The 21,289-nt window shown below is 39.0% G+C and carries 10 protein-coding genes and 1 tRNA gene; 7 read left to right on the forward strand and 4 right to left on the reverse strand.

Annotation, left to right across the window (positions count from 1 at the left end; all coding sequences use genetic code 11):
* Positions 1 to 1,256 (forward strand): FAD-dependent oxidoreductase (locus WBM60_RS13165; RefSeq protein WP_424283179.1); only part of this gene is annotated, 1,256 nt, incomplete at its 5' end.
* Positions 1,257 to 1,283: 27 nt separating this feature from the next.
* Here the strand turns inward: WBM60_RS13165 and WBM60_RS13170 are convergent.
* From WBM60_RS13170 to WBM60_RS13180, 3 genes are all read right to left on the reverse strand, one after another.
* Positions 1,284 to 2,447 (reverse strand): squalene synthase, encoded by a 1,164-nt coding sequence (locus WBM60_RS13170; RefSeq protein WP_424277091.1) that lies wholly within the window; start codon positions 2,445 to 2,447, stop codon positions 1,284 to 1,286.
* A gap of 36 nt (positions 2,448 to 2,483) precedes the next feature.
* Positions 2,484 to 3,293, reverse strand: a complete 810-nt coding sequence (locus tag WBM60_RS13175) for an outer membrane lipoprotein-sorting protein (RefSeq protein ID WP_424259898.1) — start codon at positions 3,291 to 3,293, stop codon at positions 2,484 to 2,486.
* Positions 3,294 to 3,482: 189 nt separating this feature from the next.
* Positions 3,483 to 5,723: an efflux RND transporter permease subunit gene (locus WBM60_RS13180; RefSeq protein ID WP_424279891.1), complete on the reverse strand. Its 2,241-nt coding sequence runs from the start codon at positions 5,721 to 5,723 to the stop codon at positions 3,483 to 3,485.
* A gap of 505 nt (positions 5,724 to 6,228) precedes the next feature.
* Here WBM60_RS13180 and WBM60_RS13185 point away from each other — a divergent pair.
* Positions 6,229 to 6,302: transfer RNA gene (locus WBM60_RS13185), tRNA-Arg, on the forward strand.
* A gap of 239 nt (positions 6,303 to 6,541) precedes the next feature.
* Here WBM60_RS13185 and WBM60_RS13190 read toward each other — a convergent pair.
* A complete protein-coding gene (locus WBM60_RS13190; protein ID WP_424283180.1) occupies positions 6,542 to 10,651 on the reverse strand; it encodes an FG-GAP-like repeat-containing protein in 4,110 nt (1,369 codons plus the stop codon).
* Positions 10,652 to 11,310: 659 nt separating this feature from the next.
* Here WBM60_RS13190 and WBM60_RS13195 point away from each other — a divergent pair.
* From WBM60_RS13195 to WBM60_RS13215, 5 genes are all read left to right on the forward strand, one after another.
* On the forward strand, positions 11,311 to 11,841 hold the full coding sequence (locus WBM60_RS13195; protein WP_424277095.1) for a Crp/Fnr family transcriptional regulator: 531 nt from the start codon (positions 11,311 to 11,313) through the stop codon (positions 11,839 to 11,841).
* Positions 11,842 to 11,909: 68 nt separating this feature from the next.
* A complete protein-coding gene (locus tag WBM60_RS13200) occupies positions 11,910 to 12,560 on the forward strand; it encodes a head GIN domain-containing protein (RefSeq protein WP_424259894.1) in 651 nt (216 codons plus the stop codon).
* Positions 12,561 to 12,815: 255 nt separating this feature from the next.
* Positions 12,816 to 13,907 carry an adenylate/guanylate cyclase domain-containing protein gene (locus WBM60_RS13205; RefSeq protein ID WP_424259893.1) on the forward strand — a complete coding sequence of 364 codons (1,092 nt, stop codon included), beginning with the start codon at positions 12,816 to 12,818 and terminating at the stop codon, positions 13,905 to 13,907.
* Between the two features lie 623 nt (positions 13,908 to 14,530).
* The gene (locus WBM60_RS13210) at positions 14,531 to 20,539 is read left to right on the forward strand and encodes a S8 family peptidase (RefSeq protein ID WP_424277097.1); all 6,009 of its coding nucleotides are present in this window, start codon (positions 14,531 to 14,533) and stop codon (positions 20,537 to 20,539) included.
* Positions 20,540 to 20,542: 3 nt separating this feature from the next.
* Positions 20,543 to 21,289 (forward strand): tetratricopeptide repeat protein (locus tag WBM60_RS13215; RefSeq protein WP_424283181.1); only part of this gene is annotated, 747 nt, incomplete at its 3' end.

Here is a 21,289-nt window from a genome sequence, read left to right on the forward strand (position 1 = left end):
TTTGCGGTAGCATTAAACCGTTAAATACTTTAATGGATTTTTATGATATTATCATAGCTGGCGGTGGGCCTGCGGGCATGTCTGCGGCGGCAGAATTAAGTAAAGACTTCAAAATCCTTATCCTGGAAAAGAAAAAACCCGGTACCACGCAAACTACCTGGTATAGCTACGAGGACAGGGCTGTTAAATATGAATTAGAAGATGCTATTGCTGTTCGCACAAAATACATAAAGTTTACTGCCCCAACGGTCGAACATTTTATGAAAGACGAGTGCGTGGTGTTTGATCAGCAAAAAGTCCTGGAGATTTGGATGGAACGGGCCAAATCCAATGGAGCAGTGGTTAAACACGAAGCCTTTATAGCGTATTATCACCTTGACAATGAAATTGTAGTTGAAACTAATTTGGGTAACTATAGAGCCAGTCTGCTAATTGATTCCATGGGAATAAATTCTTCTATCCTGCAAAAGAATAAGCTTGTAAAAAGGAAAGATGCATGGGTAATTTATGGAGCCAAAATGAGTAATGTAGTTCTTGACAACCCATTGCAGCTGGAATATCTGCCTCTGAATGATGAGGAGAATACCTATATCGGTATTCACCCTCATAATGAAAATGAAACCAATATATATGCGTTCAAAGGACAGAAAAACACTTTTGGTAACCCGAAGGAACTCAAGGAGAAATTTGAAAGATTCATAAATGAATTCCAGCCAAACGCAAAACAAATTAGTATACTGGAAGGGACTATTGTTTCCGGAACATTGAAGAAATATGCACTGGACAAGGTTATCTTTTTTGGATCTTCCGGAATGCTCAACCCAGATGGTTGCGGAATGGGTTTCAATGAAATATTAATGAAACACCGGGCATTCTCAGATGGTATTCGGGAAGTTATGAAAACAAAATCTCTGGATGAAAAGTCGTTGCAAAGAGTAGCCTATGCTCTAAAGGACCCGGAAACGATTAATTTTCAGAAAATAATTGGAGCTTTTTCCCTCTATTTTATTCGAAGCCCGGGTAAATGGGATGGGGGCGTTAAGTGGTTAAATGCGATGGGTGAAGACAGTAAATACTGGATGCGAAATGAAATGACTCTTGACTGGATCAAAAGAGCAAATCTTAAATTAAATGGCGTGATCCCTTTTAAAGAAACTTATAAAATGATACCTCTAAAGGATTTCTTATTTATACTTGGACAGTATATCAGATTTAAAATTAAATCCAAAAAGTCTGATTTTAGAAATTCAGCTTAAATTTCAATGATGAAATTTAGTATCACTTTAAGCAATTTCATGTGATTTATAGCCTTCAGCCAAAGCCAACTCACAAAAGATATTGATTTTCTCTATTAATTCTGACGTCTCTTCAGCATTCGGAGTTCCATGTGCAATTTTTTTGGCAATCACAGATGCCATTTTTTTGTAAATTTTAACCACTTCTTCAAGAGAACCGGAACTAAGAATAAGTTTTGCTGCAAGTCCCTTTCTGATTTTTACATTTTCTGTAAAAACATTCTGATTGTTATAAACTTCAGCTAGTGTTGCTATAGCCATTACCTGTGGTATTGCACAGAACCTGAATACACGTTCGTTTCTTAATATTTTTAAATAATTAAGGCAGTCTGTGGCATGAGAAAGCGCATCATTTACCATATGATTAAGACATGAGACAGATTCTAATTTACCAGGGTTTAATGAAAAACTTTCAATTTTCGGACTGTATATGGACCATACCTCTTCTGGCCAAAAGATTCTATTTTCGTCCAGATCTTCTTTATAATCCCTGATAATATTCGTTTTCTGTAAAAAGAGGCCCATAGAATTTGATAGCATTTTCTGAGATTCCAATTCTTTGCTCTCTATTTCTGAAGCTGCAAAAAGTTCTGATAACCCAATTCCAACCAATCCCGCAACATAATGGCAGTAAAGATTGTAGTCTTCCAAAGTGGTAATCTCAGTCTCTGCAAAATCTGCCATTCCTGCACCCATTTTTTGGCAGATATCCGTTATAATGTTTTGGTATTTTACATCCAGTACTAAAAATGCCTCTATTACCTTATCATAATTGGCGAGCAGATCCAGATATTCTTCTTTATCTCCTACATTGGAAAGTTTCCACCCCTGTTCAAAGTTTTTTGCATAAAACTCACGAAGCAGATTAATTTTAGCATCCTGATTCAAATCCATGTCATCCTCTATGGAGTCAAGCGCTCTTAAGATTAGATAAAAAAGACAAACAACGTCCCTTACCTCATCCGGCAATTGGCGAATAACCGCGGCAAATGATCTTGATACTTTATCTAGTTTATTATAGCAATAGGCAAGGTTGCTATCCTTTATTTTATTGCCATTTTTATGTTGACCAATGATTTTCTTACCCCCAAATTTCAGCTTTAAAAGCGCGGCCATCTCCTCCGGTTTTAAAATAGATTTCTTTATTGACATGATACGTTGTTTCTCGTGGCCTAAGCCTATTTCTATTTAGTTGATAACTGGTTCAATACTAAAATTTTCTTCCTTTAAATCGGGCCTGGCATTAATTTTCAAAACTTTAATTTCATTGTGCTTGGCTTTTTTAAGGTCCTTATTTACCATAAACATGGGTTGTATTTTTCCTTTTAATTGCCCGATTGCCTGAAAATCGGAATAGGTTGTAATACTTTTTTCTGTTCCGTCTTCATTGAAGGCTGTAATTTTTAATATTCGATATGTATTTTTTTCTATTAAATACTCTGTTTGGCCATTTTCAAGGTCCAAAATATCAATCACCTGCAATTTATAACAGGATTTGCCCTCAAATTCTTCAGTTCCTTTGAAATCGAAACTCAATTGGGAGCGATCCTTAGACGTATAATTAGAAATAGACACGCCAGAATTAACCAACTCCATATTTTTGGAGGTTGCCTTCATCTTTCTGATTTTTCCATTTGCCGGTGTAAATATTTCAATTAAACCCGTTTCTTCGGGATAATCTGTTATAACAATCGTTATTCCTTTTAACTTATCAGGATATTGAACTACGGTTTTTGTCCTTTCTACCCCTTCAGATTTGCCAATAAGAACATCGTATTTCTTGTCTTTCGACTTCCCATTACTTGCTATTTCCTTTATCTCCAACGATAGTTCTAAATTTTCAGTCAAAAGCTGATCTGCCGCTTTTCCAAAAATTTCAGCAGCATTATTCTGACCCAGAATGGGCAAACAAAATGCTAAGAAACATACTGATAGTTTAAGCTTTAACATAGAGAGCAATATTACCAATTTTTTAAAGAAAATTAGTACTCTTCCCATTATTATTTAGAAAAGTAGTATATCCCGATATCAGCATACAGCTATGGTATGAACCTATTAATTATTCAATAAAGATACTCTCAATTTAAAACACAGGCATTACACAAAAGTTGTATAATAGTAGTAATCCAAACATGATAATGAGGTTATTATTTACCAATCGTGATACTCATTTAAGTAATGCAAATATTATTTCAGAAATCTGGGTTTTGTTAAAATTACGATAGCGGGAACCAAAAAAAGTGAACTAATCAGACAAGTGGTTATGGAGATAACAATCAAGGCACCAAAAAACTTTAAAGGAGTAAAATTGGATAAAATAAGTGGCATAAAGCCCACTATAACAGAAAGCGCATTAATGATAATTCCCCTGCCCGATGTTTTAAGTGTTATGCCCACGGCTTTTTTATGATCATGACCTTTAGATCGTTCTGTCTTAAAGCGCCATAAAAAGTGAATGGTATAGTCCACCCCTACTCCAATCATTATTGAAGATAATAAGGCGGTAGCAATGTCTAAAGCTATTCCAAATATCCCCATTAATCCAAAAAGTACCACAATAGCAATGGTAATGGGTAAAGTGGAGAGCAATCCTGCCCTGGGGGAATGAAACACAAAACTCAAAATGATAAAAACCACGGCCAGGGCAAATAGTAACGATTTAATCTGGCCCCAAACGACCATATCTGCCAGTTCAATTTCTGTAAGTCCGGCCCCGGCAGCAAATTGAACATTGGGATCATCTTTTGTAAGGCTATTAATCTTTTCAAGCACTCTTTTATTAGCACTATTACTCCCGTCCTTAAGACTAATTAATATCCTTGCATTTTCATAGTTATAATCCAGAAATTGAGAAATATCATCTTCATTCCCACCCAGTGAAAAAATCTCGATTAACTGGTATATCTCATCTGATGTTGCCGGAATTTCATCATACCCCTCCTCCTCTTGCTCATAAAATCCTTTGCTCAACTCTTTTACCAGCGAAACCGGAGAACTTACGAGGCCAACAGCCGGGTCTTTTATTATTTCCTTTTCGTAGCCCTCCATCCTTTTCATCACCTCAGGAGAGAGCACATCACCTGAAAAAAGAACGGAGATAAACTGTGAGCCCCCAAATTTTTCGTTGATCAATTTTGTAGAACGGCCTACTTCGGACTTTGCAGAAAAATAACTTTCAACATTCGTGTCAACTTTTAGAAAAAATATCCCAACCACCCCGATCACCGATGCAATCACTGAAATTGTAATAATTTTTTTTGGATGTAAGGTCACCCAATTCCCCATATTACGCAGCCATCTATCCAGGATGGGTGCCTTTTTCTGTTCCGTTCCTGTATCCCTGCGTTTTGGTCTAAAAAATGAGAGCATTGCTGGCAGGAACCAAAGACTCAATAGTAAAGCAAACCCGATTCCAATAGCAGTAAGTACACCTAATTCCGCGGCAGGCATCATGGTATGGCTTAGCAGCCCCAGTATTCCACCAATAGTGGTTATACCTGTGATAAAAATCGGTTTTTTAAGGTCATTGTAAATTTGCTTACAAATTTGTTTCATTGAAAGCGATATATCGCTGCGTGCCAACTCCTGATAATGTGCTATCAGGTGAATCCCATAATCATTGGCAATTGCGATGATCATGATGGGCATTAAAATACTGAAAAGCGAAATCTTCCATCCTAAGAAAGCCATCAATCCAAAAGAGAGAATAATGCTCATAAGCACGATCAGAAAAGGCATAAACACCCCTTTCCATTCGCGAAATGAAAAGTATAACATAAATACCATGAGGAACATAGCAATTGGTAATAGCACGATCAGGTCATTTAATATATTTCCCTCAATAGAATATCGGATAAAGGGTAACCCCCCCAATAGGACTTCTTCCGGTCCCGGATGATTTGCTGCTATTCCCTTAATTTCATCTATAATTATATCGGGAGTTTTGGTGTTTTTTATGAGCACCAAAGAAACAAGGGTAAAATCTTCTGAAAAGAAGCGGTTGGTCATGCTGTTGGCGGTAATTCTTTGTTTTAATAATTCAAAACCGTCCTGATTATCCGGAATTTCCTCAAAGAATGGGGTCATTGACATTAATCCGTCGTCAATAGAAATTTCCTGTGCACTAAAAGGAGAAATTATACGATCTAAACCTTCCAGTTCACTTAATTCGGTTGCAAGTGATTCAAGTCTTATTAAGGTAGCTTCATTAACAACATCTTCCGAATGCAGCATTAGCAAGATCATCTCACTTCCTCCAAAAATACTGTCCAGTTCCTTTAGGTAAACTTTGTTTTTTATGGTATCGGGGACATAATCATCTACATTAGAATTTACTTGTAGCCTCGGAATAAGCAGTAAGGAAAGTAGTGTAATAACGATAGCCGTTATCACAATGAAAGAGCGGTACTTAATAATTTTATCTTGCATTATGTAAAATCAGATATTTCTGAAAACACGCATAAAAATCAATTCTCATGCTTTAGAAAGAGAACGGAATTGTGTAAAAATAAAAGTTCTAAATCCAGGAGATAAATGTAATTTATTTCTATAACAAAAAACCAAAATCTGGAGATTTCTATGGTACAAAGCATTATAGATTGCAATCCAAATATGCTCTAATTCCGACCTCAATTAAAAGGCAATCTCCTATTCCAGTTACTTTTGCTTATAAATGCCGGGATTGAGCAATTAGTTTTGTCGTTCATAATATATTTTTCGCAGATCTTTTTGCAATAGGTTTATAGATAAACAGCTATTATGCCTTTTTGTATTCGTTAAATATTGCTGGCAATAAGTTTTATTCTAAACAATACATTAGTATATTTGCCCCGCAAAATAATTATGTGTTTTGTAGGGTAGCATAGCTTCCTCCACCTCCACCCTTGCCAAGTCTTTGATGGTTACGGCGGAGAGGCGCTTTGCCCGGCAACAAGGTCGCGTAGCTCAGCTGGATAGAGCATCTGCCTTCTAAGCAGACGGTCACAGGTTCGAATCCTGTCGCGATCACATCATTCAAGAAACCACGCGCGAAGCGTGGTTTTGTGTTTCCGGATAGGATGAAAGCGATTGGCTTTCAGAACGGTCTGGAAATGCAAAACACGATAGCGATAGCTATCTGGTTTCTTAATTGCAGCCGGGAGGGTTTTCAGGATCATTTTTTAATAATCCTGTCGCGATCACTTAAAGCAGAAAGTCCATTACGCAAGTAATAGAATTTTTTGTTTGGGAATGCTTAACTATTTGGATTAATTGGAAACAATTACTTTAAACTGGGAAGTGGATTCTCCATCCCTAATTTTAATAAAATAAACTCCATTGCTTAGGAAAGACAGGTCCAGAGGGTTTTTACCCTTAAATTGTTTAACCAATTGTCCTGCAATAGTATATACTTCAATAAAACTTTTATCTGAAATCCCCGGTAGATTTAGATATTTAGATGTTGGGTTGGGATATGCTATTATTTTGTCCGTAAAAGATATTAATTCCAAATATTCACCTTCACAGGGAAGACTGGATTTTAAACTTACGAGATCGCCATTATTCACAGGGATACTAAATTGTTTATTTTCAAATGTCCCTTTTACCTCATTATTCACAGTCAACACAAAAGGCGGGGTACCTGTATCAATGTCGAAATAGGTTTTAGAGGATAATCCCTGAAATTCTGTCTTTGCCGTAACATCTAATGGTTGTACTTCCGGGATGTTTAAGTCATAACACTGTTCAAATGTAGGCTCATTTTCAACTCTTAAACACATGGTATACATCCCAGGTGCAAGATTTTCAATTATAATTTCCCGGTTAAAAAAGTATTCCTGACCATTAATCAGAGCGACATAATTGTAATACTCTTTAGCATCAATAGAAATCGCCCCATCATTTAGATCCAGGCAACTTTCGCCAATAGTCTTAACAAGAAAATTATCCGGTTTCAAATTAACCAGGCCCTCAAAATATTCCTGAGCCAAACCAAATGATTCCTTACCAATTTTATCGCCAATTTTGCGCCCCGGAATGTCATCTATAGGAGGGTGAATACCTCCCCAAATACGCGATAGACTGGTCTGGTCCGAGGCATCTCTATAAGTAGCCCATTGCAAGGTTAAGTTTTCACTGGGGCCATTTTCAAAAACTAAAAAATTATTCTGTTCAATATCAAAGATTCCCAGGCCTCCCGGAAAATAGGGATCACCCGTAAGCAGGGTAAGTACCTCTGCGGCGGCACGCGAAAAAGTGGAATGCCCGGAAAGGTAACCTGCAAAAGGTGGTGTTACGAATGTAGGGCGCTGATAAGGCCACCAGCGCGTTCCCAGGATCCAGTCAACTCCTGCGATATCTGTAGACGCGTTATTAATGAAATCTGGCCCTTTCCATGCGTATATTTTAATTTTTCCCACGTTAACATCTCCAACTCCCGCCAGGGGATCGCCACTTTCAATCAATTCAATTCTCCCGGGAATAAGGGGCAAGCCTTGTGGATGATAACCTGGCTGTGAGGCATTAGTGCTTTGACCATTAGAAGCCATGTAGCGAATAGCTGAAATTGGCCGGATATAATCATAATAACCTTTAATTCCCCAAGCGTTTACAGCAGCATCGTGCATTGCGCCTCCAAGTGCTAAATAAGACTTTACATCCCACTCTAAATCACTAACCACTGATCCTTCGCCCCCAAACTGTTTTACTGTTTCCGGATGATCGCTTACATAATTTAAAATCGTGAACCAATGTCCGGGAGGAGTTTCTGAATCCGGGCCATCTGCCCAAAATTCTGCAAGTACCCTGGCGTAATCGGCTCTTTTAACCAGCTGCGGTACATAAGGTGCTTGTGTTGTGGGATTTAAATCATGCCCCGTACCAATATCACCTCCTTCCATAAAGTCATAAAAAGACTGATATTCCTCAAATGTTTCAGGGTACAAGGCAATATCCACATTGCCCAGAGCTCCTGGTGAAATATCTATTAAAGTGGGGTCGTTAGGGTCCAAATGGGAAGACCAGGACGCGACCAATGCAAAATGCCATTTGTAAGGATCGGTAAAGCCATTTTCAGAGGAATTACTGATTCCCGGAGGAACTCCCGGATTATTGTAGATATAACTATCAAAACCATTGTTTAAAATCTCCAAATCTGAAGATTTGAGTGCAAACGGAGTAACTTTCCCCCATTCCGGGCTTAAAAATTCAGGGACGGCCCCTTCAATTAAATTTCCACTCTGATCTATAAAACTTTCAAAGGCAAGGGGTTGCCATCTGTCAGGGTCGTTTAATTCAACAACATCGACATAATTTTCCAAAGAAAGAGGACTGTTTACCGGATTGTAGTCTTGATTTTCATATCCATTTTCTTCATTAGCTCCATCCTGATAGCCAAATTCTATCAGTTTTGATGCCAGGTAATTCCCTAAGGCTGCATAAGACCCGGACGAGTAATCTATCTCTTTAAAGGTGGGATCATAACCTAATTCTGTAAACAATGCGTTAAATTTTTGCAATGCATAGACCGCTCTGGGAGAATCAGAGAATCTATGTGAAAGCAGGCGATATAAAGCATAGCTTAATACTTCATGCCTGGCAGCTTCTATGTCCCCGGGGGGTAGTATTCCCTCAAAGCCACAGTAAAAGTCGTTGAAGGTCTTTCCAAGGAATACGGTTTCAGCAGTATCGTCAAACAAGGCCCAGGCATCATACATGGCCAGTGAACTATGAAAAAGATTACGGGCATGAACTGTAGGCCGGGCGAAATCCAGGCGTATGCCATCTAATAATACCTCATTCCAATGGCGTGCAATGGACCAATCCGGATTAAGAGTTCCACCGCCATTTCCCCCACCATTTGGGTTTCCATTGTTTTCAACTGGACTGGACCCTTCCACTAGCGTGATTAATTGGTTGGACGCTACATTTTCAAAACGATCTTTTAAGCCGCTTAGCCAGGTAACCTCTACATAATCTACCTCAGTCGCCGCTCCTATGCCAAAAAATTCTGAAAGGCTGTTCTGGCTGATAAAGCCTTCACCGCACATGGTATATCTATAATATACCTGTTCTCCTAATCCTATTTCAATATAAGATCCAATACCCATTCGGTTGCTCTGAGTACCCTGAAGTTTTATTTTTAGCCAGTTATTTTGTGTCACTGTCTGGTTTACCCATAAGTCTATAGGCTGATTCTCAATATTCACCACCGCAATATCAGGTAAGCCATCGTTCTGTATATCTCCAATGGCATTTCCATGACTAGTTCTGGTATTATTCAAAAAACCTGTATTGGAAGGTATTGTATAATTACCGTTGCCATTGTTTTCATAATATGCAGATGGGGGCCTGCCATCAGAACCATCTAGCTGGCTACTCACAAATAAATCGAGGTCACCATCATTCTCACTATCTAAAAAGACAGCGCCCCAACCATAGCCATCATAACGAGTACCATTGTTCTGTGCTATATTGCTAAAAGTACCATCTCCATTGTTTAATAAAAATGCATTTCCCAGCACGCTGCCAGATAAAGCTGGCGGGTAAATGTTGGTGACGTAAATATCCAGCCATCCATCATTGTTATAATCTTCTACCGTGGTTGACATGGCATCCATAAAGAGATCCATGCCAGAGGCAGTACTTACATCCTGAAAGGTTCCGTTGCCTCTGTTTCTATATAAGATATTAGGTAATTCGTCTTTGTCATTAGCCAAAAAAAGGTCCTGAAATCCATCTCTATCATAATCAATAAATGCCGCACTTTGGGTAAGATAACCTATTGATGCCAGGCCAGCAGATAGCGTAACATCTGTAAACGTGCCATCACTTTCATTGCGGTAAAGAAGATTATAATTTATCCTTTCTGGATCTCTTACAGAGAGAAATACATCAAGGTCACCATCATTATCATAATCTCCCCAGGAAACTCCCCAGTATTGGGAGACTTGAGTAGCGATTCCTGAAGAAGCGAGGATATCCGTGAAATTATTACCCCCATCATTCCTGTAAAACCAACATCTGCCCTGTTCACTGGTAGCGAAAAAATCATTGTCACCGTCATTATCGAAATCCACCCATAAAACCTGGCGGGTATATATTCCTTCGCTACTAATGGGTAGTTCAATGATTTCAAACTGCCCCCCGGTATTCCGTAGAAATTGAAAATCCTGGTCCGCAGAGGCCGGTAGAGTAATATCGTCCCAGCCGTCATTATCAAAATCCATAAAAGAGATTCCCGGTCCATGAAAAGAAGGTATTGATCCGTAAATCACTTCTTCATTTACCAATTCAGTTAAGCTTTCCTCAAAAAAAACCTGGCTGCTACCGAGAAGGCACCAAAACTGCAGTAAAAGGGGGATTATTAATTTCCTCATCGAGCTCTTTCCAAATCTTTTCAAAGATATAATATTACTAATTACTGATCATTATCTCAATATTCCTAACTTCTTCACATAGCAGCCTTTAATAACAGGTATAAAGCATTTAAAAGTGTTCCTAAAATTCATAACTTTCTAAAAGTTGGTTCCCTATCCGGGATTGACTATGGTAATTTTAAAATGCGAAGATGTTTGTCACTTGCAATTAACAGCTTCAACATGTTTTTTTATTTTTCTCCTTTTTTGTGATTTAAAGCAGGCCTGTAAGAATTTTAATTGTCGCAATAATGCAAAGAACATAATTTTCAAACCCATTTTTTTGCATTATGCCAAAAATGTTTTATTACAATGTCATTTACCCTAAAAACAAGACATTACATCCCCTTCTGAACAGAATTAGTAATTATAATCGGATTTTATTAATCTCTTGAACTAATTCAATCCTCCCCGGATTTTGCCTTTATTTGCATTGTTTATTTTGTATAAATTTCTATCGCAGGTCAAACTATTACATTTAAGAAGAATATTAATTTGACTTACTTCTGATTTCAGTAATTACAGTCTTTTGTTTTAGGAAAGGATGGAAAGCGCTCAGCAACATAGGTGTTGAATGATTTTATCATTTGTTGTAAAGCGGGATTTTCGTAAATTTATTTATGCAAGAAGCACTTGACCTCTTATTAAGCAAAGGAACTTTAACGCACTTCAAAAAAAAGGACTTTCTGATTGAGGAAGGCCAGGTGTCCAGAAAAGTTTTTTTTGTTAAGCAGGGGGTTGTCCGGCACTATTTAGTTACACAGGAGGGTAATGAAAAAACAATTAGGCTTTCTAAAGAGAATGACTTTTTTTATAGTTCCATAGTGAGTTATTTTAAGAATGAACCAAGCTATATCTATTGCCAGTGTTTGACCAAGGCTGAACTTTTTTATTGGAATTCTGATGAAATTGAACAATTGTTTGTTGACGAACCAAAATTAGCCGACTTAAGGAATAAACTACTAATGAATTTTATTTTGGAAAAGCATAAAAAAGAGATAGCCTTACTTACTCAAAGTGCAGAAGCAAGGTATAAAGAGTTCTTTGATGCAAACATGGGATTATTTAACAGAATCCCACATCATATCATTGCGTCTTATTTAGATATAGCCCCAGAAACCCTTTCCAGATTACGAGCAAAGAAATCTTGATTTAGATCAATGGTTTTGGCGTACCCTTTAAAGTACTTTTACATAATCAATCAAAAAACAAAAGTATTATGAAGCGTATTATTATTATTTCAATCAGTATTTTACTATTTAGTATAACAGCATGTACTAAAGATGCTATTGTAGGTTCTGGAACACCAATTTCAGAATTTAGAAATGTTGCTGAATTCACTAAAGTCAGTAGTGAGGGTGTTTTCGAAGTTACTATTACTCAAGGTGATTTTCAATCTGTTGAGATTACTGCCGATGACAATTTAATCCACCGGGTACAAACCGAAGTAGTGGATAATGAACTTAGACTGTATTTAGATGACCGTAATTATAAAAATATAAATTTAAAAGCCAATATTACTACTGAAAGAATCAATGGAATTAAAAATACTGGTGTAGGTAACATTATGATATCAAATGTTGACGAAAGCGGGAACTTCAATGTATACAATTCCGGAACCGGAAATATCAGTATTGAAGGAAGTGCTGAAAGTTTGACACTTGAGAATGAAGGATCCGGAAAGTTTGAAGGGTTTCAATTTATAGTGTCAAATTGTAATGCGAAAATAATTGGTAGCGGGGATTGTGAAGTTAACTCCACAACTACCTTAAATGTAGCTATTGAAGGCAGTGGAGATGTTTTTTACAAAGGATCACCAGCTGTAGAAGTCAAAATTTCAGGCTCGGGTAAAGTTATTAATTCAAACTAAAATAAGTGCCTGCAGAACTATTTTGATATAAAGGAAAAGCCCATAGAAAGTGGTTTAGAAAATAGCGAGGACATCACCTCGCTATTTTTTTGTTTATATTTAAATACTTAGAGCTTATGGAAAAATTATTGTTTAAGAAGGAATTTTTAAAGCAGTTTAAATCCAGGTAAAGAATTTCCCTTTTTTGTAAAGGGCTTAATATACCAATTGATTATTGCTATGGACTATTCGAATTTCAATTACACTTAGGCCGGAATGAAACTTTCATACAACCAAAAGAGAAAATTCAGAACCGTTCTTTGGATCACTTTGTCATGGACCTTTATATCTATGATTCAGTTATTGTATGAAGTATCAATCTTAAACGAATACGGATTTGAATACCGATGGAGTACATCGGGTAATTTTATGACCTATTTCTTAATCAATTCCTTGGCATTTGTGCTCAATGGATTTATCGGTGGATTGATCGTTGTCTTTTTTCTCCAAAGTTGGATCAGAAACCGGTCCTATTCCCGCGGCCTTTTATATGGCATGTTAATCTATGTAGTCCTTTTCTTTTTGATGACATTCCTTCAAAACTATTTTGTGATCGACTCCATGTGGGATGGAAAGAAATCATTCTCTGATGCCTATGCTACCGGGCTAAAAAACTATTTTTTTTCCCATGAATTTATTAGAATGTTTCCCTTTTGGCTTTTGGTTCTCATCGGTACTTTGATAACCCTTTTCATAAATGACAAATACGGCCCGGGAGTATTTAGGAAATTCCTCTCGGGTAGATACTTCGAACCAAAAAGTGAAGAGCGAATCTTTATGTTTCTCGATTTAAAGAGTTCTACGCAGATTGCCGAAAAATTAGGAGAACTAAAATATTTTCGCTTTTTACAGCAAATATTTAAAGACATTACTCCTGTATTATTGGCGACCAAAGCGGAAGTTTATCAGTATGTAGGGGATGAAATTGTGATAAGTTGGAACATAGAGGATGGTATAAAAGATTTGAATTGTGTTAAATGTTTTCAGGATATACAGAAGCTGCTAAAAGAATCGGAGCAGGTTTATGAACGAAAATATGGAGCCATCCCCTATTTTAAGGCAGGTCTTCATGTAGGGAGAGCCACTGTTGGGGAGGTTGGAGTCATAAAAAGAGACATCGTCTATTCTGGTGATGTGCTCAACACAACGGCACGTATACAAAGTAAATGCAATGAGCTAGGGGTACCTTTACTTATTTCTGAAAACCTTATCGGCTATTTGCCAAAGGATAAATTACACCTCACTTCCCTGGGAAAGATAGCGCTTCGGGGTAAATCTGAAACCCTGTCCCTTTTTACCATCCCCTGAATGTACTGTATGGCTGCTTTTATCGTTGGAAAAATTTTCAGCTGGAGGGGATACTTATAATTTCATGTGGGAGTAATCTTGGCCATAGTCTGCCTAATAATACCTTTGCCTTACGGTTAAATGGAAGTGGATGCATGATTCCAACGGCCAGGGTGTGGTTCCTGAAAATCCGAAGATTTTTATAAGTGTATAAAAATGCAAATAACATAATATTCACCAGCCATTTTTTGCTTATCACCAGATATGAATCATAATTATGCAGATAATCCTAAAAATACTGCATTTTATCCCCTTCTTAAAAGAATTAAGTGAGATCATCTGATTTTATTAATATCTTGGCTAACAATAGTCCTCCCCGGATTTTGCCTGAAATTGTGATACTAATATTGTCTGTATTTTATGGCAGTCTATACTATTGCATTTAATAAGAATATTAATCTGATTTACCTTAAAGGTAAATACTCCCCCCTTTTGTTTTTTGGTGATTTTTTTGGCTTAAAAATAGGTTCTTTGAAGTGCATTAAACCTTCAAAGGTCTATTATAGACTCTATAGGTTTCAGAATTAGATGAACATTATAAAATACATTTTCAATTTATATTGAATAACCAAACCGAGCACTAAATGAAAACTAATTACCTATCTGGTGAAGGGAAACTTTTATCATTATTAAAAATACATTCCAAAGTTCAACAACCAACCTCTGGTTCTTTCCGGACTTCTTTTTCTGGTTATTTACGGCAAATTATCATGGTGCTTATGATTTGTTCTATCTCTTCAATAGGCTATGCCCAAAAGAAAAAGGGGAGAAATGGCAAGAAGAATCAAAATAAGGATATCACCATCAGTTCCTGTATTCAGGATATGGGCAATGGCATGTACCGTGTAAACTTTAGTTACAACAACCCCAATAACAAGGAGATCATTGTTGCAAGAGGCTTAAGCAAATTGGTCATCAAGAAAAATGGCCAAGGAGGCAAAAAGAAGACAACCACTTTTGCGCTTAATCGTTTCCAACCGGGAGAAGTGGAGAACGCCTTTTTTGTTGATTTTTACGACATGGAATTTGTACAGTGGACCCTTAAAAATCCAGGCGGCAAAATCAAAAAATCAAAAGCCGATAGCAATTCGGCCATGTGTCCGGAACCTCCGGTGATTATTCCTGTTTACGGGCAACAAGGCGGAAAGTCTGATACACCTTTGGGTCTTGAACTTACAGCCCTGGCAGAAGATAATGCAGGTGATGAACCCTCTGATATCGTTTATCAAATAAATAACGAAGAAGAAGTACTCCTGGAAATTGTTCCTAAAATGGGCAGGGAGACCCAGGTAAGAACTCTTTTAGAAAATATTTTTGGCAGGCAATACTTTTCAAATGATCCCTTGTCGTCTGATTTCGTTGTTGATCCTCAAAGAGTCATCGATGGGGACTTAGCCACATTTGATGTGTTTTTCCCTATCAGCAGGCTCCTGGAGTTAAACGATTATCCTGATGACATTAATTTTATCAGACCTTTATATACTCCTGTCAGTCAGGTTGGTATAACAACTTCACAAGGTGATGGTGCCATGTTTACTGATCAGGTCAGGGAATCTTATGTCCTTGAACGCAATGAAGACGGTACACCCCTTAACTTCATTACTGGCGAGGGTGTTAAAATCGGGGTGATCTCCGATAGTTATGACAAGCAACCTTCCAGCGAAGGTCAATCCCGAGCCACTGCAAATGTGGGAAATAGAGATCTTCCGGGAACTGCCGGAATTGGTAATCCTGATTTTCCCTTGCCTGTTGACGTGCTTAAAGACTATCCCTACGGCGTCGCCTCAGATGAGGGCCGTGCCATGCTGCAGCTAATACACGATGTTGCTCCCGGTGCGGAATTAGCATTTAGTACAGGTGTGCTTTCTCCCAGGGACTTTGTTTTGGCCATTGAAGATTTGGCTATTGCAGGATGTGACGTGATTGTTGATGATGTCACTTACCCTTTCGAACCCTTTTTCGGGGAAGGGCAAATTTCTGAAGCCATTCGGGAATTTACCAGTGGTGTTGGCAGTGATGGCCATGCCTATTTTACCTCAGCCGGAAATTTTGCGAATCGGGGCTATCAAGGCGTGTTTACGGCTTCCACGAACTCCCCGGTAACTAACATCGAGGCCCTGGACACTGCCAAAGCCCATGTATTTGGAGGCAGTGGTGAGTCAGAAGATATTTTTCAAGGAATCTCGGTAGTGCCCGGGACCTATATGATTGTATTGCAATGGGCTGAGCCTTTGGCTTCCCAGGATAATAGTCAGGGAGCAACAACCGATCTCGATATTTTTCTGGTAGACGATGATGGTAATTTTATCGTGGGGAACAACAGGATCAATCTTGATGGGGATGCCGCTGAAGTTTTGGTCTTTCAGGCCACCGGAACCGGTACTGCCAATATTTTGATCACCAGCCCAACTGATCCGGGTCCGGTTCCTATAAGATACATCGCATTCAGGACCACTTCAGATGCAGGCACAAACGGTCTGCAATTCACGGAATACAATGGAGGGGCGCCTACTGTAAGTGGACATGCCATGACCCCGGAGGCAATTACCATTGGGGCGGTTGATTACAGGAACGCATCTTCGCCGGTTGCGCAGGCATTTTCTTCCTTTGCCGGGACCCTTACAAACAATCAGATGATAATGGTGGATATCGCTGCCCCGGATGGCGGCAATACCACAGTACTCTCTGTGGGTCAGGACATTTTTGATCCTCTTACAGAAGATAGCGATCCGGAAAATCAGGATGTCTTACCAAACTTTTTTGGTACTTCTGCAGCTGCCCCGCATGTTGCAGCGGCCTACGCTTTGGTGAAATCTGCACTTCCTTTCTGGTATCCCGAAGGTAGTTTGCCTGTTGAGGTTGGCGTTACCACCAATTTGGTCGCCGATCAGCTGATAGAACTTTTCAAAACTTCGGCAATTCCAGCCGGTTCGCCTGAAACAGCGGGCAGTGGTTTGATCAATGCCGAAGCGGCATTACAGCAAATAGCAGCACAAACGGCGGTTATCACGGGCTTTAATATAATTGAGGAAGGGGAAGAAGGAGAACCTCCAACACCCGGTGTGGATACCTTTGATGTCGCCATTTCAGGAAAATACATTTCTGCAAATGCCTCTGTTTTTTTGGGGGATGAGGAATTGGAAATTGTCGGGGATATCACCGATACCCAGATCACGGCTACCATCTTACCTTTTACGGGAAATCCGGAACTGACCGTGCTAACCAATAGTGAGCTGCCGGGGGCCGGTAAATCTAACGGTATAAATCTTTTGCCCGATGGCAAGATCGCAGTGAACATTATTGCGGCTGATATTGATATTGAGTTTGGGCAAGCTTATGAATTCACATACAGTGTGGAGGGTCTGCCCGAGGATATGACTTACGAAGATACCGGACTTCCTGAAATTGTTTTCACGAGCCCGGCTATTGCGCCTTACCCGGATGTGAACAATTATGCCATATTTCCAAGTTTTGGTGAGGTGGTACTTACGGAAGAACAAGAGGAGGCTTATCAGATCAACTTTATCAACGGTCTGTTAACTGTTGGTAAAAAAGATTTGACCATTAGTCCTGAACCCGTTTCGATAACATATGGAGATCCTGTGAACGTTATTCTGAACTATGATTACAACACTGATGGAATTGAAGACAATGACGATTTTCTGCAAAAAATAAGCACTGCACACAATCAAGATTTCTTTGAAGAAAACACCTTGATCCTGATCAACAAATTTAGAGGCGTAGTGAACGAGCAGGAAATACTGAACCTACTGAATAATGGCAGCTGGATGAGTAGCGAAAGGATTATCCAAAATAAATTCAGAGGCGTCGTAAACGGCATGAATGTGATTGATTTGGAAGTGCAAGATTTTGAAAATTACCTGAATCAGGAACTAGATCCTATAAGCAATAAATTTAGAGGGGTTGTAAACAAATTTAGAGGAGTTGTGAATGGAGAACTTCTGCTCAACAACCAAATGGAATTATTCGACCCATTAAGCAACAAGTTTCGAGGAGTGGTTAATGGTACAGGTTTACTGAATCAAAATGATTTTGCTGCCTATAATTCAATATTTACTGTAGTCGATTTTGAAGATGGAGCTACCGAAGAGGATCCGAACAGAACCCTAAATAAGGTCTATGCAACCAACCTGTTGACAAGCCTTGATGTTACCGTAGGGGAAGAACCCTCATTGATATTCCCAGGGGCCTTTATTGCACCTATTTCCAATAACTTCAATAAAATTTATACTTCAGCTACTATTAACGTTGCTCCTGCAACCTTGTTTGTGCAAACACCCGATTTAGCAATCGATTATGGCATAGGAATTACGACGGAATACATCAATTCACTTATATCTCCCTTACCAATAGAAGGCTGCGAAGTTTGTCCGCCATCACTGGTGTTCGAAGGTTTTGAATATGACGATACGGTCGAAACCGTTTTCGCCGACCCTGATTGTGTTGCGGAGGAGCTTTCAGAAGGCGAAACCTGTCCCATAATCATACCTTATTATTTTGAGGATATCGCTACATCCGAGAAATATTTTATACCTGATGGCGATGAGGAAGGGTTAATTCTGCCTGCGGGTCGTTATTTCATAAAGATCAAAGATACTCAGAATTACAACCTTCCGGAGGACGGGGAAGACTACGGTATTCTGGAGGTAAACAATAAGGTTTTGACCGTTAGAAGTGTTTATTTTGAGAATGATGGTGGTCCTTATGAAATAGTATACGGCCAGACCATTTCAACCCTAGATTGGGACACCTTTTTGGACACCTATATAATCATCGATGGATTGGAAGAAGGGGAAGAGGCGAACGTTTTTCCTGAAGGTACAATACCCTATTATTTGGTGGATGAAGATTTAGAAGGCACGGAATCAGAGGCCCGCTATTTCCTAAATGATCTAAATGATGAAGATTATTTGGAATTGCCCGTTGCAAGATATGTAGCAAGGATTTCAATGCCGGAAAGCAACTATGAAATTCTTTATGATAATCTGTTAATTATTGAAGTGAATAAAAAGGAATTGATTTTTAATGCAGATTCGTTTTCAGAGGTATATGGTATCCCGATTCAGGAAGATGATATCTGGAAATTTGAAGGTGAAGGACAGGTATTACAAGGTTTTGCCTATGAAGATGTGCAGGGTGATATATTCGATGGAGCCATTCCTTATGTTTTTGTTTCACAAGAGGGTGAGAACGAAATTCCTCTGGGCGGGCATTTAAATGTAGGCTTTTACAACATAAGGATCGATAATGGAGTGGTTGAGGAATTGCAGAACTATAGGATTTTCTATGAAGATGAAGGGGAAGAAGAAGAAAATAATAGTTTGGAAATTACCAAAGCAATTTTAAACGCTTGCATTGATGATGTGGAGTTAAGGGATGGAGAACGGCTCTTTCCGGAAGATATCAATTCGCAAATTACCGGTTATGTGTTTGACGAGGAAGCGTATTTTGATACTCAGGAAAATGTTTTCCCTGGTGGCATAATTACGTATCTGGTGGAGTTAGATAACAAGGAATTGCTGGAAGTTACTGAAGAAGGCCTTTTGTTGGGAGAAGGTACCTATACCATTAAGATTAAAGATGATGAACTCACTAATTATTTTGTTCAGGATGGAGAGACATGCAGTGGCGCGGGCACAGTAGAAGTGACGCAATGCGGCGATGCCACGGTTCTGGATTTCAGTAATTTCACTGTAGAGAATGGCGGATACCGTTTTAGCAATGTGGCACTTAATTTAGACGCCCTGGTCACTGTACAAACCCAGGTAAATGTGCAGTCTTTCACGGTTGACCAAAACAATTTCCCTGCTGGTTCAGACGATCGGAAACAATTCAGACCCCTGGCATCGTTTGCTATCACAACGGCTGTTCCGGAACCTTATCTCGAATTCAGGATTGAGTTGGTCAATACAGGAACCAACACCCCGGTCACAGCAGTGGAGAAATTGATCGCCGGCGTGCTCGATGTCGATGGACAGACTAACTTCCAGGAATACGTGGATGTAAGCTTACCATTGGAATACACTATAGATGGTGCAACTCAAATACAAGTAATTGAAAACCCGGACCAGGGATTATTAAGAATCAACGGGTACAATGATTCATATACCGATGCGTTCAACGGTGCACCGAGGGTTAATATGGAGGTAGTTTATGAGAACGTTTCCTCCCTGATCTATAGGGTGGGTGCCAAAAGAAACGAAAGCGGGAATGTCAGTGTGCCGTCAAGGCAATATGGCATTCAGTTTAGCTGTCTGGATAATTTTACCAATCCGCAAACTACTGAAGTCCTATTTGGTGGTGCTTTTGCATCCAGAGCGGCGCCCAATAATGAAGGCATAGTATTTCCTAATCCGTTCCGGGATATTTTGTATCTTCAACCCGAAGTATTAACCGCAGGTACAATTGAAGTGCTGGATATGACCGGGAATACGAGCAAAGTATTTTCCATAGATCAGGAAACCCCCCTACCAATTGAAATAGATATGTCCACGCTACCCGGCAATACGTATTATTTTGTGCGAATTACTACCAGCGGTTTATCGGAGGTGTACACAGTTTTTAAAGAATGATTTATGAAAAACGGGTTTTGGTCTACATGGGGTTCGCTGATATTTATTTTACTGCTACTCCATTGGAACCCAACATTGGCCCAAAACAATTCAATTGATAGTTTAAAGAACATTTTGCAAACAGGGCAGCAAGACACCGCAAGGGTCGCTGCCCTGAACGCTTTAAGTCTGGAATACATCCAATTGGATGAATTGGAACAAACAAAGGTCTATGCCGATCAGGCCATTACCCTTGCTAATGAATTGGGGTTTAAAAAAGGTAAGGCTTATGCCCTTAAAAATAAAGGTTTAGCGGAATTCTACCAACAGAAATATAAAGAAGTGTTGGAGAATTGGACCCAATCACTGCAGACTTTCGAAGGCATCCAGGACACCTTGGGGATTGCCAATTTGGCTAGTAATCTGGGGGTGATATACTTCACTCAAGGCAGTCACGCCAAAGCCTTAGATTACTATCTGAAGTCTCTCAGTTATTCAGAAAAGTTGGGAGACCCCGTTAGGATTTCATCTGCTCTTTTAAATATTGGAGGCTTATATAGTCAAATGCTCGATTATGATCAGGCATTGAATTATTTTAAACAGGTTGAGCATTATCTTCCCATTTTAAATGAACTTCAAATTAAGTATTCCTATTTAATGGGCATCGGGGAGGTCTACAGCAATAGGGACGACCATATCAATGCCTTGAAATATTATACCCAAGCCTTAGCAATCAATGAAGACTCCCCGGATTATGCCCATATCCTAACT

This window comes from Eudoraea sp. (assembly GCF_049669105.1).
GTDB lineage: Bacteria > Bacteroidota > Bacteroidia > Flavobacteriales > Flavobacteriaceae > Eudoraea.